Source organism: Corynebacterium sp. HMSC06D04 (genome assembly GCF_001807315.1).
Lineage (GTDB): Bacteria > Actinomycetota > Actinomycetes > Mycobacteriales > Mycobacteriaceae > Corynebacterium > Corynebacterium simulans.
Genome location: NZ_KV788548.1, coordinates 78,230 through 95,242, shown reverse-complemented (window position 1 = coordinate 95,242; position 17,013 = coordinate 78,230). Strand labels below are relative to the sequence as shown.

At 59.8% G+C, this 17,013-nt stretch carries 14 protein-coding genes and 2 tRNA genes; 4 read left to right on the top strand and 12 right to left on the bottom strand.

Annotation, left to right across the window (positions count from 1 at the left end):
* Position 1 precedes the first annotated feature (1 nt).
* From tig to HMPREF3155_RS07820, 3 genes are all read right to left on the bottom strand, one after another.
* Positions 2-1,360 (bottom strand): trigger factor, encoded by a 1,359-nt coding sequence (gene tig, locus HMPREF3155_RS07830; RefSeq protein WP_061924176.1) that lies wholly within the window; start codon positions 1,358-1,360, stop codon positions 2-4.
* Between the two features lie 84 nt (positions 1,361-1,444).
* Positions 1,445-1,518: transfer RNA gene (locus HMPREF3155_RS07825), tRNA-Pro, on the bottom strand.
* Between the two features lie 560 nt (positions 1,519-2,078).
* Positions 2,079-2,153 (bottom strand) — tRNA-Gly (locus HMPREF3155_RS07820).
* 149 nt (positions 2,154-2,302) lie between these two features.
* On the opposite strand from HMPREF3155_RS07820, the gene HMPREF3155_RS07815 reads away from it, so the two are divergent.
* Complete coding sequence (locus HMPREF3155_RS07815) at positions 2,303-3,100, top strand: hypothetical protein (protein ID WP_070432997.1); 798 nt, start codon at positions 2,303-2,305, stop codon at positions 3,098-3,100.
* A 133-nt stretch (positions 3,101-3,233) separates the two neighbouring features.
* The gene (locus tag HMPREF3155_RS07810; RefSeq protein WP_070432996.1) at positions 3,234-4,067 is read left to right on the top strand and encodes an aldo/keto reductase; all 834 of its coding nucleotides are present in this window, start codon (positions 3,234-3,236) and stop codon (positions 4,065-4,067) included.
* A gap of 149 nt (positions 4,068-4,216) precedes the next feature.
* Here the strand turns inward: HMPREF3155_RS07810 and HMPREF3155_RS07805 are convergent, their stop codons facing one another.
* Positions 4,217-4,690, bottom strand: a complete 474-nt coding sequence (locus HMPREF3155_RS07805; RefSeq protein WP_061924185.1) for a ribose-5-phosphate isomerase — start codon at positions 4,688-4,690, stop codon at positions 4,217-4,219.
* A gap of 125 nt (positions 4,691-4,815) precedes the next feature.
* Here HMPREF3155_RS07805 and HMPREF3155_RS07800 point away from each other — a divergent pair, with 125 nt between their 5' ends.
* Entirely contained in the window at positions 4,816-5,517 is a 702-nt protein-coding gene (locus HMPREF3155_RS07800; RefSeq protein ID WP_070432995.1) for a hypothetical protein, read from the top strand.
* A gap of 20 nt (positions 5,518-5,537) precedes the next feature.
* On the opposite strand, the gene HMPREF3155_RS07795 is transcribed toward HMPREF3155_RS07800, so the two are convergent.
* A complete protein-coding gene (locus tag HMPREF3155_RS07795; protein WP_070432994.1) occupies positions 5,538-6,161 on the bottom strand; it encodes a mycothiol-dependent nitroreductase Rv2466c family protein in 624 nt (207 codons plus the stop codon).
* Positions 6,162-6,268: 107 nt separating this feature from the next.
* On the opposite strand from HMPREF3155_RS07795, the gene pepN reads away from it, so the two are divergent.
* A complete protein-coding gene (pepN, locus tag HMPREF3155_RS07790) occupies positions 6,269-8,824 on the top strand; it encodes an aminopeptidase N (RefSeq protein ID WP_070432993.1) in 2,556 nt (851 codons plus the stop codon).
* A gap of 12 nt (positions 8,825-8,836) precedes the next feature.
* Here the strand turns inward: pepN and HMPREF3155_RS07785 are convergent, their stop codons facing one another.
* The 7 genes from HMPREF3155_RS07785 to HMPREF3155_RS07755 all read right to left on the bottom strand — a co-directional run bounded on the left by HMPREF3155_RS07785 (position 8,837) and on the right by HMPREF3155_RS07755 (position 16,968).
* Complete coding sequence (locus HMPREF3155_RS07785) at positions 8,837-9,595, bottom strand: GntR family transcriptional regulator (protein ID WP_070432992.1); 759 nt, start codon at positions 9,593-9,595, stop codon at positions 8,837-8,839.
* Between the two features lie 154 nt (positions 9,596-9,749).
* Positions 9,750-10,451: an SDR family oxidoreductase gene (locus HMPREF3155_RS07780; protein WP_062037553.1), complete on the bottom strand. Its 702-nt coding sequence runs from the start codon at positions 10,449-10,451 to the stop codon at positions 9,750-9,752.
* Positions 10,452-10,501: 50 nt separating this feature from the next.
* On the bottom strand, positions 10,502-11,728 hold the full coding sequence (locus HMPREF3155_RS07775) for an alkylhydroperoxidase domain protein (protein WP_070432991.1): 1,227 nt from the start codon (positions 11,726-11,728) through the stop codon (positions 10,502-10,504).
* Positions 11,729-11,793: 65 nt separating this feature from the next.
* Complete coding sequence (locus HMPREF3155_RS07770) at positions 11,794-13,476, bottom strand: dipeptide ABC transporter ATP-binding protein (RefSeq protein ID WP_070432990.1); 1,683 nt, start codon at positions 13,474-13,476, stop codon at positions 11,794-11,796.
* Between the two features lie 7 nt (positions 13,477-13,483).
* Positions 13,484-14,359 carry an ABC transporter permease gene (locus HMPREF3155_RS07765; RefSeq protein ID WP_070432989.1) on the bottom strand — a complete coding sequence of 292 codons (876 nt, stop codon included), beginning with the start codon at positions 14,357-14,359 and terminating at the stop codon, positions 13,484-13,486.
* Entirely contained in the window at positions 14,356-15,336 is a 981-nt protein-coding gene (locus HMPREF3155_RS07760; RefSeq protein ID WP_061924211.1) for an ABC transporter permease, read from the bottom strand. The genes HMPREF3155_RS07765 and HMPREF3155_RS07760 overlap by 4 nt, the downstream gene beginning before the upstream one ends.
* Positions 15,337-16,968, bottom strand: a complete 1,632-nt coding sequence (locus tag HMPREF3155_RS07755; RefSeq protein WP_070432988.1) for a TIGR04028 family ABC transporter substrate-binding protein — start codon at positions 16,966-16,968, stop codon at positions 15,337-15,339.
* Positions 16,969-17,013: the final 45 nt, after the last annotated feature.

Here is a 17,013-nt window from a genome sequence, read left to right as displayed (position 1 = left end):
CCTACTTCTCCTCGGTAGCATCTTCAGCGCCCTCTTCTTCGACCTCGCCGAAGTACTGGTCGACGTCAACCTTGTTGCCGTCCTCGTCCTTGACGTCAACGCGGCAGATAGCGGCTGCGAGAGCCTTGCCACGGCGAACATCAGAGAAAAGGTTTGCAATCTGGCCATTGGACTGCAGCTGCTGAATGAACTGGTTCGGGTCCATGCCGTAGGACTGAGCGGTGAACAGGATGTGGTCGGTCAGCTCCTGCTGGGAGACCTCAGGCTGCTCTTCCTCAGCAACGGCATCCAGGAACAGCTGGGTGCGGACGGACTCTTCAGCGGACTCGCGAGCTTCCTTATCGAACTCCTCGCGGGTGGTGCCCTGCGCCTCAAGCAGCTGTGCGAATGCCTTCTCGTCGTGAGCCAGCTGGCCCAGGATCTGGTGCAGCTGTGCGTGAACCTGCTCGTCAACGACGGAGGTCGGCAGCTCGAACTTAACGCCGTCGAGAGCAGCCTTCAGAACCTCGTCGCGGATGTTCGCAGCCTGCTCAGCCTTCTTGGACTCCTCAACACGGGTCTTGGTGGACTCGCGCAGCTCGTCCATGGTGTCGAACTCGGAAGCCATCTGTGCGAACTCATCGTCCAGTTCCGGAAGCTTGCGCTCCTTGGTCTGCTGAACGTGAACCTTGATGGTTGCTTCTTCACCAGCGTGGTCACCGGACTGGATGGTGGAGGTGAACTCGTTGTCCTCGTCGGTCTTCATGCCGCGCAGTGCGGTGTCAAGGCCCTTGATGAGGTCGTCATCACCAATCTGGTAGGACATGCCTTCGTAGGATGCCTCTTCCAGCTTCTCGCCGTCGATCTCGGTAACGATGTCGATGATGGCGAAGTCGCCGGTCTTCATCTTGCGCTTGGTGTCCTTGAGCTCACCAAAGCGTGCTGCCAAGTCCTCGAGAGCCTTGTCGACGTCCTCTTCCTTAGCCTCCAGAGCCGGAACGGTAACAGACAGCTTGGAGAAGTCCGGAACCTCGATCTCCGGGCGGATGTCAACCTCAGCGGTGAACTCGACGAAGTCGTTGTCCTCGATCTTCGCGATGTCAACCTCTGGCTGGCCGATAACCTTCAGGTCGTTTTCCTGAACTGCCTGCTCGTAACGGGTCGGCAGCATGTCATTGACAACCTGCTCGAGAATCGGGCCGCGACCAAAGCGGGCGTCGATAAGCTGGCGCGGAGCCTTACCCTTACGGAAACCTGGGATAGAAACCTGTTGTGCGATCGCCGCGTAGGCCTGATCGATTTCCTTGTCCAGCTCAGCAAACGGAACGTTGACGGTGAGCTTGACGCGGGTATCGCTCAGCTTGTCTACGGTGGTCTTCACGAGAAACTCTCCTGGCATAAATTGGTTCAGAATGTAAATAAGGGGTCTGGAAATACTTTAAGGGTATTCCCAGACCCCCATACGTCGGGGCGACAGGATTTGAACCTGCGACCCCCTGCTCCCAAAGCAGGTGCGCTACCAAACTGCGCCACGCCCCGTATGTAGGCCTCCACGATCTTCTAAAACATGTCATGCTTTTCGCCGTGGGTGCGTTGCATACTCGAAATAGTGTAGCGGCATATCTCCAAATGACCTAACACCGACCCCCACTTAAGAGCATTTCCGCAGGTTAACAGCTATGAATTTCCTCCCCGTCACAACGGCCAATTACGCAAAGTTAACGCCTTCAAGCGTGAGTTTTAGCGCTTGTTTTGCGGCGCCATTCCACTGCATCGGCAACGTCTCCGCAGCCCGTTCAGCGAAGCCCCACAACATCGCACTGTGGGACGTGGGCCTTGCCCCTAAACCAGATGGTGAGGTCGCCCATTCCTAGATGGTGAGGTCACGCCGTCAATTCTGCGCCTGGTGATAACGGCTGTGACTGGAGTCTACTGACCTCACCTTTTAGACCTCACCATGTAGGTTTGTCACCTCACCATTTGGGGTTTCGGCCAAACAAGCACGCTTTATGGGCTTTTCCCTGGATTTGATCGCAAGGTGGAAAACGACAAATCTCGAGCCAACATTTGCATGAAACGTTGACTCGAGATTTAAAAATTGGAGGGAATGACGGGAATCGAACCCGCGTCTTCAGCTTGGAAGGCTGAGGTATTAGCCACTATACGACATTCCCACAGTCCGACATCTAGCGATGTTTGACGTGCGAACCACTTTAGCGCACTTGCCGGCAGAAAATAAAACCGGCCCGTCAACGTGGGGAACTAACTAGGCTTGGAAGGCGTTCAACGTGTGTTGCCCATCAAGATTTGGAAGTGAGTTTTCTTGACACCAATTATCCTGCTTATTGCCGTCGGCGGCGGCGCCGCCTACTTTGCTTCGCGCGGACAGAAGAAAAGGCGCGAAGAGCTTGAAGCGCAGCGCTTCGAGGACGCATTGGCAGATGCCCGCCGCTGGACTGAGCGCCTGGGTGGTCAGGTCATGCAGATTTCCGGCACCGACGCTGCTTCCACACAAGCCATGGCAGATGCTTCCGAGCGTTTCACCGCAGCCAATGCCGCGATTTCCCGCGCAAACACCGTCAAGCAGGCGAACTTGGCGCGCGAATCCGCGCTAGAGGGCATGCACTATGTCAACGCAGCGCGCGAAATCATGGGCATGGATGCAGGCCCAGAGCTCCCGCCGTTGGAGGGCCAGCGCCAGGCCGGCAAGGTCACCGAAAAGCGCACGGTCGAGGCGGACGGTCAGACAATTACTGCTTCACCATATGCATCCAGCGAGACGCCGAACTACTACCCCGGCGGCGTGGTTGCAGGCCGCCCGGTTCCAGCGGGTTGGTACTCCCGCCCATGGTGGGCCGACGCACTGAGCACCGGCGTATGGATGATGGGCTACTCCATGATGTTCAACGCCATGTTCAGCGGCATGTCCGGCATCGGCTACTCGGCAGCAGCTGCTGAAAGCGGCGACTGGGGCGGCGACCATGGCGGTGGTGAGTTAGGCGGTGGTGACATCGCCGGAGATACAGGCGGTGACGGCGAAGATGGCGGCGGATTCTTCGACGGCCTCTTCGACGGCGGCGATGGCGACGACGGTCTCTTTGACTTCGATTTCGATTTCTAGTTCTCGCCCCCACACTGGGCGCCCAGCAACAGCACCACCCGAGCAATAATTAATACGTAAATTTTTGTGGCTATTTTGTACCGCTGAGCTTGGCTTCTGCTAAGTTGTTCACTCGCAACGTAGTCTGGGAACCATGTCTGTACCAATGATGAAACTCCACGACGGTAACGAAATCCCACAGCTTGGCTTCGGCGTCTTCAAGGTCGATCCAGAAAAGACCGAAGAGCTCGTCGCTGAAGCCCTGCGCGTGGGCTATCGCCACATCGATACCGCTGCCGTTTATGGCAACGAGGAGGGCGTAGGCCGCGCCATCGCTAACTCCGATGTTCCGCGCGAGGAGCTATTTATTACCACCAAGCTGTGGAATGACAGCCAGACCAACGCCGCAGAGGCCCTCGATGAGTCTCTGAAGAAGCTAGGCCTCGCCTACGTCGACCTTTATCTCATCCACTGGCCGTGCCCAGAAAACGGCAACTACGTCGAGGCATGGAAGCAGATTATTGAGCTGCAAAAGGCCGGCAAGGTCAAATCCATCGGCGTTTCCAACTTCGAGCTCGAGCACTTGGAGCAGCTGGAAACCCACACTTCTGTTACTCCGGTGGTCAACCAGGTTGAGCTGCACCCGTACCTGCAGCGTTGGCGCGAATTGGACGCTTTCCGTGCACACGGCGTCAAGATTGAGGCTTGGGGCCCACTCGGCCAAGGCCAGACGGACCTTTTCGAGATTGATGAGGTTACCGAGCCTGCCAAGAAATATGGGGTCTCCCCTGCGCAGGTCATCATCCGCTGGCACCTGCAAAATGACGTCATCTTGTTCCCGAAGTCCGCGAACCCAGAGCGTATTGCGGAAAACTTCGACGTCTTTGGCTTTGAGCTAACCGAGGATGAGATGGCTGCCATCACGGATCTGGATCTTGGCGAGGAAGGCCGCGGCGGCCCGCACCCGAACGAGTTTAACGCTAGCTAAGCAGCGCGAGAACTAGACAGCGCGAGTCTGCTTAGCTAGGCATCTAAAAAGCGCCTTCATCTCCCCTTGTCCCCCCCACATCGAGTGGGCGGGCGAAGAGAAGTGAAGGCGCTTTTAGCAGTTTTGGTGCTTAAGGCTCCTAGAAGACTCTAAGCCTCAGGCAGCTCCGGGGGAATCTCAGTGCGCTCGTACTCAGCCAAGATGTCGATGCGGCGCTGGTGGCGATCCGCCGCGGACCACTCCTGCTCGAGGAAGGCATCCACGATGGCCAGCGCTTCTTCTTCAGAGTGCATGCGGCCGCCGATGCCGATCAGCTGAGCGTTGTTGTGCTCACGAGCCAAGCGGGCGGTTTCTGGGGACCAGGCCAGTGCGCAACGCGCGCCCTTTACCTTGTTGGCTGCAATCTGCTCACCGTTGCCGGAGCCGCCGAGCACGATGCCCAAGGAACCGGGATCGTTGACGGTACGCAGTGCCGCCTCAATGCAAAAAGCTGGGTAATCATCCTCAGCGTCGTAAACGTGTGCGCCACAATCGATGACGTCGTGGCCCTGCTTCTTCAGGTGTTCAACGATGACGTTCTTCATCTCGAACCCTGCGTGGTCTGCTCCTAAATAAACGCGCATGCCCCAAATCCTACAGCTTTGCCCAATCTGGCGTTGCTATGATCGGCGTTCCCCGTATTCATCCCCTGTATTAACGCTGAATCCCTCACAGCATGGCTCGCAACGTCTTAGAAAGGAGACTGGAAATGAACGAACGTTTTGGTGCACGGCTGTGCCTCGGCCTCTTTGTGGCCAGCTTGCTGTTGCTGCCAATCTTTCCGCTCTTCCTGCCGCCTTTCGTCGGACCCGTCGTCGGCACTGCTTGCGTCACGCTCGCACACATCATCCTGGGCCTTTTCTATTATTTCCGGCCAGCACGAGACCTGCGAGTAGGCCTTTGCGCACTCCTCGGCGCGGCCTCCTGGGCCACCTGGGTGTGGTGCTACTGGGAGGAATACAGTGCACAGATGTCGCTGCCTAACATCAATATCGCGGGCCTTATTGCACCAATTGCAACGCTGCTCACGATTCTTTTCCTCTCCTCGGATAGCCTCAAGTTCGGCTCCACATCCCGCGGCGGGAAGCGATATTTCGCCGTCGGAGTTGCCTTCACGGTGTTGGTCTTGGTCGAGGTGTTGTGGACCTTCCTGTTCCAAGAACAAAATGCAGAACCGACCATGTCGCCTGATATGGCCTCCTTGGCAACGGTCATCATCCTGCGCGCCGCACTAGTCATTCTCACCGTGGTTACTTGGGCCATCGCGCTTTCCACCCAAGACAAAAAGCCCCGGCGCCTGCTGATTGGCACCGGAGCTTTGGCCCTGCTGAGCTTTTTCATCCCGTTCGTCACAGCATTTTCAGCAGTATTTGCTTTCGCGGCATGGGCTAACACCCGCGTCAAGCATTAAGTTCGGGGTGCTAACCCAAGTTACTTCTGGCTCACCTGCGGCATTTCGGTGCGGGTGCGCTTTAGTTCAAAAAAGTATGGGTACTGCGCAAGGCGGACGGAAGCATCAAAGATTTCGCCGGCTTCCTCACCTTCTGGCACGCGGGTAATTACCGGGCCGAAGAATGCGGTATCGCCGAGCTTGACCACTGGGGTTCCTACTTCATCGCCGACCTCGTTGATGGCGGCATTGTGGAACTCGCGCAGCTTATCGTCAACGTCCTCTGTGTTTGCCACCTCGGCGTAATCTGCCGGCAAGCCGACCTCTTCCAGCGCCTGCGCAATGATTTCATCATAAGCGCCGAAGCCTTTCTTGCCGCCCTGCTCCTGGCCGTGGATGAGATTGCCCATCGCGGTGTAATAGGCATCGACCTTTTCAGGGGCCGCAATGGCGATCTTCGTGGCGACGCGGGCCGGGCCCCAGTTTGCCTTCATCATTTCCATGTAATCCGGGTCCAAATCACGGCCGTCGTTAAGCACGGAAAGCGACATCGGCACGAAGGTGACCTCGATATCGCGGACCTTTTCTACTTCCTTGATCCAACGGGAGGTGGCCCAAGCAAACGGGCAGCTGCAATCGAACCAAAACTTCACAGACTCAGCCATGTGGACTCCTTTTATACAAATTCATTGCTAACTGGCCCTTCCCACCCTACGGGCACGACTAAGGTGGATGCAGAAACTCAATTGCTACAAGGAGGAGTAATTAGCCTATGACCTCGATTAACCTCACTCGCGAAGAGGCCACGCACCGCTCACAGATGATCGACGTTTCCCACTACGACGTCCACCTAGACCTTGTTGGTTCCAAGGTTAATCCCGAAACGCATTTCATCTCCACGACTACCGTGACCTTTCGCGCCAAGCAGGCTGGCTCCACGTTCATCGATCTGCGCGGCGAGGAACTGCTAGAGGTTCGCTTGAACGGCGCTCCCCTGCCCACCAAGGCTTATGAAGCCGAGTACGGAATCCCGCTGTCCGGGCTGCAGGTGGCAGATTATGAGCTCAAGGTTGTAGCCAAGATTCCTTATTCCCACACCGGTGAGGGCCTACACCGCTTCGTCGATCCAGCAGACGGCAAAGTTTACCTCTACACCCAGTTTGAAACTGCCGATGCCAAGCGCGTCTTCGCTTGCTTCGACCAGCCAAACATGAAGGCCACTTATTCGCTGGCTTTCGACGCCCCGGCAGACTGGACAATCATCACCAATGGTCCCACCACCGTCGCGCCAATCGAGGGCAAGGCTGGTGCCCAAACCTGGTCCACGGAGATTGATTACCCGCTTTCTACCTACCTGATTGCCCTGTGCGCCGGCCCCTACTTCGAGGTCACCGATACCTGGAACGGCGAACTAACTGAGCACCCAGAAGGCAATGCCGCTGAGAAGGTTTCCGTCCCGCTGGCGGTCTACTGCCGCGCCTCCCTAGCAGAGCACCTTGACGCAGAGCGCATCCTTACTGAAACCAAGCAGGGCTTCGACTTCTACCACCGTAACTTCGGCTTTGCTTATCCCTTTGGCAAGTATGACCAAATCTTCGTGCCGGAGTTCAACGCCGGCGCCATGGAGAACGCCGGCTGCGTGACCATCCGCGACGAGTACGTCTTTAGCTCCAAGGCCACCCACTACAAGTACGAGCGCCGCGCTGACACCATCCTCCACGAGCTGGCGCACATGTGGTTTGGTGACTTGGTCACCATGGAATGGTGGGATGACCTGTGGCTCAACGAGTCCTTCGCCACCTGGTCCGCCGCCATCTCCCAGGCTGAGGAAACCCAGTACGACACCGCATGGGTCACCTTCGCCAACGTGGAAAAGTCCTGGGCTTATCAGCAGGATCAGCTGCCCACCACGCACCCGATTTCCACCGATGCCTCCGACATCGAGACCGTGGAGCAGAACTTCGACGGCATCACTTACGCTAAGGGAGCTTCCGTGCTCAAGCAGCTGCAGGCTTATGTGGGCCGCGAGAACTTCTTTGCCGGGGTGCGCCGCCACTTCAAGGCGCATGCTTTCTCTAATGCCACCTTCGACGATCTACTCGCTTCACTCGCCGAGTCCAGTGGCCGCGATTTGAGCTTCTGGGCTAAGCAATGGCTCAAGACCACCGGCATCAACACGTTTGCAGTTGAGCTAGACACTGACGACGCCGGGGTCATCACCACCGCACAGCTGGTCCAGCGTGGCGAGACGCTGCGCACCCACCGCGCAGGCGTGGGCATCTACAACTTGGTAGATGGCAAGGCCGTTCGCACCGATCGCATCGAGATGGATATCGACGGCGAGTACACCGATATTCCGCAGCTTGTAGGCCGCAAGGAACAAGACATCGACTTCCTGCTGCCAAACGACGATGATCTGACTTACGCGCTCATCGAGCTGGATTCCAGGTCGCTGGAATTCATGGTCGAAAACATCGACAAGTTCGCCGACCCAATGGCGCGTACTCTGTGCTGGTCCGCAGCATGGGAGATGACCCGCGGCGGCACCATGCGCGCCCGCGACTTCGTGGCGCTCGTAGCGCGCGGCGCGGCGGCAGAGACCGAGCTGGCGGTGCTCGAGCGCATCGTGCAGCAGGCGGCTTCGGCGCAATTCAACTACGCGGACCCAGCGTGGGCCAAGGAGTCGACGCTGCTTGCCGACGCCCTGCTCGCCGGCACGCAGGACGAAGATCCAGAGCGTTCCATCGTCTTCGCGCAGGCGCTGGCCAAGATTCGCCTGACCGAAGGCACCCGCGCCTTCCTGCAGGATGTTCTGGGCTCCTCCGATGACGAGGGCCTGCGTTGGTACGCAATCGCAGCGCTGGCTGCCGACGGCGCGCTTGACGATGTCCCGGCTGCCATCGATGCGCAGCTGGCTCGCGATAACTCCGCGACCGGCCACCAAGCCGCAGTGCGTGCGCGCGCCGCGGTCAACACCACGGAAAACAAGCGCGCGGTGTGGGAAGAAATTGTCGAGGGCGAGCTGAGCAACCGCGAGCTGACTTCGAAGCTAGCGGGCCTTACCTACCCCGGCGCTGACGAGCTGTTGCCGACTTCCGAGTTCTTCGATGTGGCAGAAAAGATTTGGGCTTCCCAGTCCACCGAGATCGGACTGACCTCCGTGACTGGTTTGTTCCCATCCTGGGCTATCTCGCAGCAGAGCCTGGATGAGGCTGATGCCTTCCTGCAGCGCGACCTAGCCGGCGGCCTGCGCCGTGCGGTTACCGAGCAGCGCGACCGTATGGCTCGTGCGCTGCGCAATCGTGCGGTAGATGCGCAGGAAGCATAAAAGGCACGCTAATTAGTCGAGGTGAGGTACCTGTCCGGGTGATGGGTCCTCGCCGACGATGACCTCCACGTTGGCGATATCGGAGCGCAAAGTTTCCTCGTTTATCGCCATAACGGTGCCATCGGACTGCTTGATGACGCGGCTAAAGCGCAGCAATGGGTGCGAACGGCCCACGCCGAGCAGTTTTTGCTCCTCTGCTCGGGCGGTAGCGGCTACGATGCGATCGCGCTTGTGCGCCATTTTTAGACCACAGTTTTCTAAGGTCTCCAGCAAAGGCTGGTGGAGATCGCGCTCATCAAGGTCTGGAACCAGCTGCACGGGGATGGTGTACTTCGAGACGCTAATCGGGGCATTGTCAACGTAGTGCACCCCCTTAAGTTCCCACACGAGGGTGCCCTCCTCTACCCCGAGGGTCGCGGCCATATGGGAGAGCACTTCTGTCTTGTGCAGAGCTATTACTTCAACGCGCGTTAGGAATCCACGATCCCGCAGCTGCAGCAGAATGCCTTCATGACTAGTCAGGCTAAGCGTGGGCGGGATGGCGCGTACAAAGGTGCCACCGGTGCGGCCGCGTTTGCGATCAATTAAGCCCTCGATCTGCAAGATGTCCAACGCGTGGCGCACGGTCATGCGGGCAACGTTGTATTCCTGGACCAGTTCGCGTTCAGTGGGGAAACGCTCGCCTGGTTTGAGTTGCTGGGTTTCGATCTTGCAGCGCAGCGAATCCGCGATCACCAAATAGGCAGGTCGGCGGCGGCTTGAAGTAGTCACAATTTCAGAAGTCTACAACGCAGCCGAGCTTTCGCATCTCGAGCAGATGTGAATTAGGGCGAGGAAAGGCACCACCGTGGTGCACATCCCCCGCCCAAGCGTTAACTACAAATTTGCTTCGGTTTTAAACTAGTTTTCTAGCTAGTTCTTGCGCCTATCCTTTGAGGTTCTTGCGTTGCGCAAGCTCCACGCGCGGGCGCACGCGGATCTCGGTGAGCTGGGTGGTAGAGCCTGCATCCACCGCAGCGCGGATGGCATTGGCCACCTCGACGGGCGCGATGACGTGCGCTGGGTCGTAGTCCTGCAGGCCTTGCAGCATTGGGGTATCGGTAGGGCCTGGGGCCACGGTGGAAACGCGGATACCGAGCTCGGAGAGGCGCAGGCCGTCGGCAAGCGCGTAAAGCGCATGCTTGGTCGCGGCATAGATGACATTGTCGCCGTAGCTGTGGATACCGGCACCAGAGTTGATGAAGACCACGAGGCCTTCCCCATCAGCCGCGCGCAACTGCGGCAGCAGGCGGCGGCTTAGTTCAGCGGGAACGTGGACGTTTAAGTCCATCTGTGCCTGCCAGTCCTGCGGGCGTGCGGACTCGACGGAGTGCTTATCGGCGCGAGCGGCCGCGTGTACCAGAACGTCGACGCGGTCGAGGGCCTGCAGCGGCTCTGGCAGCGCGGTTTTGGGGTCAAGAAGCTCCAGCAAGTCGAGCGCTACCGGGGTGATGTTCGCGGCTTCCGGCAGCTCCTCGGCGCGGCGTCCCAGCGCATAGACATGGTGGTCGCGCGCGAGGTCCTCGATGATCTCTCGGCCCATGCCGCCGGTAGCGCCGGTTACTACTGCGATCTTGGTATTTGCCATGATTTACTCGCCTTCCTAACTATGTTTGCGCTTGTTTAGGTTTCCCGATTCTAGCGATAACGCTTCGGCACATCCGGCGCGCCGAGGGTAAGCATGAGGCGGTTGGCCCAGTTGAAGAAGGACGCGGAGTTGATGAGGTCGATGATTGCCAGGTCATCGAAGCCCACGCTGCGCAGCTTGGCCACGCATCCGGAGTTGAAGCTGAAGGGCGAACGCGTCAGCTCACGCACGGCGTCGCGAATCACGCCCCATGCATCGCTTCCTAAATCGGCGTCGAGGCCTTCGAAAAGCAGCCTATCGATGGCCGCGGCATCGCCGCCCTCATCCTTGGAACGCTGCTGGTGCACCGAGGCGCAGAACTCGCAGCCGTTGAATCGGGAAACCACGGTGGCGGCCAGCTCGCGCTCGGCACGGCCCAAGCCGCCGTCGGTGTTGTAGAAGATATCCAAGTCCGTGAGCGTACGGGCCTTCAGCGCCGCAGCATCGCGGGCCAGCAGGCGGAAGTACTCGGAGTCGATGCGCTCTGGGCGGATGAGTGCATCGATCTGCTCTTGGGTGAGCTCCTCCTTGGACAGCGGTGTAAACCACGGCTTCCAGCCCAGCGAGTGGGCAACAAAGCCCTGCGGAGCGTGGGTCTCTGGGTTAAGCGTGTGCTCGTGCAGCTGCCAGCCTGGGTCGGAAGCGCCCTCAATACGGGTGGTCTCGGGGGCGGTGGATTCATCACCACCCAAGACCTTCAGCCCGTGGATGACGCGCAGCTGGAAGGAAAGGAATGCAATGAGCTGGGACAGGCTCACGATGTCATCCTCAGACCAACCGGCAGCCTGCAGGTGGCCGATGGCCTCCGCGGAAGCGTCCTTAGGGTGGAATGCCAGAAGATGTGCAAAATCGAAGGCAGCGGCCAAGCGCTCGTCTAGGCCGGCAATCTCACCGAAGGTGATAAAGCCTGCGCCCTCGCCCGAAATATCGGCCGGTGCGGCATAAGGGCCAGAAGTAGTGCCGTACTCAATGGCAGCCTGGACGGCTCCCTGCAGAGTCTCCGTGGCCTCATCAGCAAGCAGATCCCCGTAAAACTCGCCGGCGCTTTTAGCCTGGTAAATGCCGCTCAAGAAAGCCGCCACGGCATAGCGCTGCGCATAGCTAAAGGTGCCGGGCTCCTCTGGCTCCAGCAGGGCCTGGAAGGAAAGCTGCGCGTTCGCCAAAGCATCGGGCCGGCGTGCGCGCAGCTGCGCTAGCTCCGGGCTTGCCCCGGCTAGTTGGTTGATGATGTCTGCCATGAAACTTCCTTTCCTTGTTCTTAAGGTTTTTAAGGCCTTTACCCGCCGCGTATGAGCGGCGGTGCTTACAGCCCTAGGTTTAAGTCCCCGGCGCGATAACGCTGGCCGGGGATGGCGTCGATTAGCGTGCGCGTGAACTCGGAGCGCGGGTTCGCAAATACCTCGGCGGTCCGGCCCGACTCTACCTGCTTGCCATGGGAGAGCACCGAGACCGTATCGGAGATCTGGTTGACCACGGCGAGGTCGTGGGAGATGAAGACGTAGCTCAACTGCAGTTCATTTTGCAGCTGCGCCAACAGGCTCAGGATCTGCGCCTGGACGGTCACGTCGAGGGCGGAGACTGCCTCGTCAAGCACCACCAACTCCGGTTCCACGATCATGGCGCGGGCAATGGCCACGCGCTGGCGCTGGCCGCCGGAAAGCTCGCGCGGGCGGCGGTCATAGTGCTGTGGGTCGAGCGCGACGAGCTCCAGGAACTCCTGTGCGCGAGCCTTAGCCTTGGACTTGCTAGCGCCCGCGAGGTTGCGCAGCGGCTCAGCGATGGCGTCACCGATGCTCTGGCGTGGGTCCAGGGAGGAATACGGGTTCTGGTAGACGAGCTGGACGGACTTACGCGCCTCGCGCAGCGCCTTGCCCTTCAGCTTGGTCAGCTCGGTGGTACTACCAGCTGCATCGAGCAGTTCGATAGAGCCCGAGGTCGGCGAATTGAACAAAGAAATGGAGCGTCCCGTGGTGGTTTTTCCGGAGCCAGACTCGCCCACCAGCGCGTGGGCGGTTCCTTTCGCCACGTCGAAACTCACGCCATCCAAAGCCACGAAGTCGCCGTAGCGCTGGGTGAGGTCGCGGACCTTGAGCACGGTTTCAGCAACAGGTTCTTTGCTGGCAGGCCGCGCCACGCTCGAAGAGTGCGGGACCTCGGCTACAGAAAGCGACGGGGCGTCGGCAAGCAGGCGGCGTGAGTAGGCATGCTGCGGATCGGTGAGCACGCGCGCGGCCTGCCCGGACTCGCGAACTTGGCCCTTTTCCATGACGACGATGCGGTTCGCACGGTCACCTGCCACGGCGAGATCGTGGGTGATGAACAAGATGCCCACGCCGGTCTCCTGGCGCATTTCATCAAGCAGGTCCAAGATGACCTTCTGCACCGTCACGTCGAGTGCCGAAGTCGGCTCGTCGGCAATGATGAGTTCTGGCTCCAGCGCCACCGCTGCCGCGATGAGCACGCGCTGCTTCATGCCGCCGGAGAGCTCGTGCGGGTACTGGCCATAGCGGCGCGCAGGTTCGTCGATGCCCACTTTCTCCAGCAGCTTAATCGCGCGCTGCTTGCGGCTAGCGGCGCTGCCGATGCCGTGGATGGCCATGCCTTCCTCGATGGATGCACCAATGGTCTTGAGCGGATTCAGCGAGTTGTTGGGATCCTGCGGGATGAGTCCAATTGCGCGCCCGCGGAGCTTGCGCCACTGCGCATTGGTGTAATCGGTGACGTTGGCCCCCTTGAAGGCGATCGTTCCGGCGTCGACCTGCGCGTTGGGCGCGAGTAGGCCGATGGCGGCCATGGCGGAGGTGGACTTGCCGGAGCCGGACTCACCCACGATGGCGGTGATCTCCCCTGGATGGACTTCCAGGCTAACGCCCTGCACGGCTGGGATTTCGCCCGCGGCCGTAGTGTAGGAGACGTTCAAGTCACGGATGGTGAGCAAAGGACTATTCTGTGCAGCCTTGTCTTTAGCTGTCTCTTTAACTGTCATTGTTTTTCTAAGCCTCCGCTCGGAAGTTGTGGGATAGACGGTTGGCAGAGACCACTACGGCCACGATGGCCAGGCCCGGCAGGATAATGAGCCACCAAGCGGTGGCCATGAAATCGCGGCCTTCGGCGATGATGAGGCCCCACTCCGGAGTCGGGGCCGGAGCGCCGTAGCCCAAAAAGCCGAGGATGGAAAGCTGCAAGATTGCAGAACCAAGCTGCAAAGTAGCCAGGGCGATGACCGGGGTCAGGGAGTTCGGCAGGATGTGGCGCGCCATGACCTGCATGGGGATCGCGCCGGCGCCGTAGGCGGCCTCAACGTAGTCGGAGCCGGCCACAGACATCACCTGCGAGCGGGCCAGACGGGCGAAGGTGGCAATAGAGGTCGCACCCACCGCGACGGCGGCCTGCAGGGAACCAAACCCCAGCACGATAATGATGGACAGGGAAAGCAGGATGCCCGGGATGGAAAGTAACACGTCCACCACGCGCATGATGATCGCATCCACCCAGCCGCGCAGCGAGCCGGCCAGAAGGCCCAGTAGCGTGCCCACCATAAGGCCCACTGCCACGGCGATGAGCGCGCCAATGAGTGACTGACGCGCACCATAGACCACGCGGGCATACAGGTCGCGGCCTACCGCGTCGGTGCCGAACCAGTGCTCAGAGCTGGGGTGCAAAAGAGCGACGTCGGTGCCGGCATAAGGATCCGAGTTGGTGAAAAGGCCCGGCACCAAAGCCGCCAGGAAGGCCACCGCGAGGATCACCAGCGCGAGGATGGAGGCTGGGCTGGTCCACGGGTTGCGCTGTGCGCGCGAGACGTGGTGGCGGTTGCGGCGCAGCTGCGTGGGTTGCGCGTTTGTGTTATTCGAGGTTGGAACGCTCATGCGCGGGCTCTCTTCGCGGATTCGGTCGATCCTGCAGTAGCAGTAACGGGACGGCGCAGGCGCACGTCCAGCACTGGGTAGAGCAGATCCACCACGAGGTTGATGATGACGTAAGCGGTAGCCGCGATCAGAACCACGGCCAGCAGCACCGGCGTATCGCGGTTCGAGACCGCCTGGGCAGTCATATAGCCCAGGCCGTTGCGTCCGAAGACGGTCTCCGTCACCACGGCGCCGCCTACGAGCTCACCGAAGAGCAGGCCCGCCATAGTCAGTGCCGGAAGGAGGGAGTTGCGCAAGATGTTGCGCCAGAAGATCCACGACTCCGAGGCGCCGCGAGCGCGCACTGCCTGCACGAAAGGCATCGACTGAGTCTCGTCGATGGAGCGAATCAGCACCTGGATAAGTGGTGCGGCCATCGGCACCGACAGCGTCAAGGTCGGCAGGATAAGGCCCTCTACCCCGGAAGGCTCGATGATGCGCACCCAGCCCAGCTGGAAGGAAAAGACCTGGATGAGCAGGATGCCAATCCAGAAACCGGGCAGGGAGACCATGAAAGATGGCAGCCCGCGGAAGAAGGTCGCAATCGCGCCGAGGCCCGGCAAGGTAGCCAGGAAGGCCACGATGAGCGCCACGACGATGGCCAGGCCAATCGCGCACGCGGCGAGGATAAGGGTGTGCGGGAGGGCGTCGGCAATCAGCGTCGACACCGCCGCGCCCGTCTGCGTAGAGTTACCAAAATGGCCGGTGAAAAAGCCTGCGAGCCCGGTAAAGAACTGCACGAGCAGCGGCTTATCGACGCCCATTTCCTCCCGGATGGCGACAATCTCCGCCTCCGAAAGGCCCAGTGCTGGGTCGCCAAAGCGCGACATCACGGCGTCGGAAGGCAGCGCGGAAAGCAGGAAGAAGGCCACCGTGTATGTCACGAGCAGCACCACGAGTGCCTGCCCGATGCGGGCAGCTAATTGTCGAGCAGTCATTTACTTCTCCTCCTGATTCAAGCTGACCTCGTAGAACCACGGGCGGGCCACCGACTCGGTGTGGAAACCGGAAACCTGCGGCGATACCGCGTAGACCTGCGGCTCCTCGAAAAAGGGAATGACGTAGGCCTGTTCGGTGAGGTAATCCTGCACCTCTTCGACAGCCTTCTTGCGGTCTTCAGACTTGGGGCTGGAGGTCACCTTGCCCAGCAGCCCTTCCAGCTCCGCGTCGAGAGGATTGCCCTCTTCGTCCTGGTTGAGCAGGGCGTCGCGGTTGTTCACCGAGTACATGGAGGAAATAACGTCATAGTCCGCGCGGCCGACCATGATGTGGTAGAGCTGCACCTTGTCGATGGACTTCGCATCTGCGTTCTGAGTTGCCTGGTCGCCAGGGTTAATCTCGATGGCGATGCCCAGCGCGCCTAGCTGATCCTGGACCATCGTCATGACTTCCTTGGAACGCGGCTGCGGCAGCGCGGTATTCGAGCGCAGCACTAGGCGCTTGCCGTCCTTGACGCGGATGCCATCGGGGCCGGGCTTCCAGCCGGCTTCGTCAAGCAGGCGCCTCGATTCCTCCGGGTCGAAGGTATAGGCCGCCGACTGATCCTTGAAACCCAAGCCGGTCTCGGCCACGGAAGACTTGGCCAGCGGGTAGGACTCGGAGAAGAGCACGCGGATAATTTCCTCGCTGTCGATGCCGTGAATGATGGCCTCGCGCACGCGCTTATCGCGCAGGAATGGGTGATTGAAGCGGAAGCCCAGCTGGTTGTTAATCGCATTGGTGCCGCGGGAGAAGATTTCTACACCCTTGTCTTCCAGCAGCGGCTCCTGCGGGGCAGAGATCTGGCGGGCGATGTCTGCCTGGCCGGAGATGATGGCGCCCGTGCGCACGGATTCCTCGGCTGCCAGGATGTAATGCACGCCGTCGATGTCGGCGCGGCCCTGGTGCTCTACGGCCGGTGGCGCCCAGTCATAGTCCTCGCGAGTCTTAAGCACGAGGTCGGTGCCGATCTTCTCCTCGTCGACCACGAATGGCCCGGAACCCACGAACTTCTTTGCATTACCGGGGCCAAAGCCCTCGTTGTCCAGCTGCAGAGAGCTATCCGCGAGCAGGCCTGCATTATAGGAGGAAGTAGCCTGCAAAAAGCCCGGCGAAGGCTCGGAGAAGTAGAACTTCACAGTGTCTTCGTCGACTACTTCGCCGCGCTCATAATTGGCAATCTGCTCCGAGGCCGTCAGGGTACGCTCAGTATCGCCCAAGCCATAAAGATCGAAGTTGCGCACCACGTTTTCCGCGGTCAGCGGGCTGCCGTCGGAGTAAGTCACATCCGTACGGATGTTAAATGTGTACTCGGTAGCGTCCTCGTTGACCTTCGGCATCTCCGTGGCTATCCATGGAGAAAGCTCGAGGGTCTCCGGGTCCTGGTACAGCAGGCGGTCGGTGAGCTGATTGACCACGCCACCGTTGGGATAAAAGCCGGCCGCTGGCGGATACAGCGTGCGGAAGAACTGCGGTTCGAGATAGGTCAGGACGTTGTCTTCATCCCCAGAACCCGCGCCGGTCGATGTCGCGCATCCTACAAGAAGGGCCGCGGCACCCACCACGCTGGCGATGGTGCGAATCAGTTTCACTTTCTAAAGCCTTCGAGTTTTAAAGAGATTGCTATTAGCCATGTA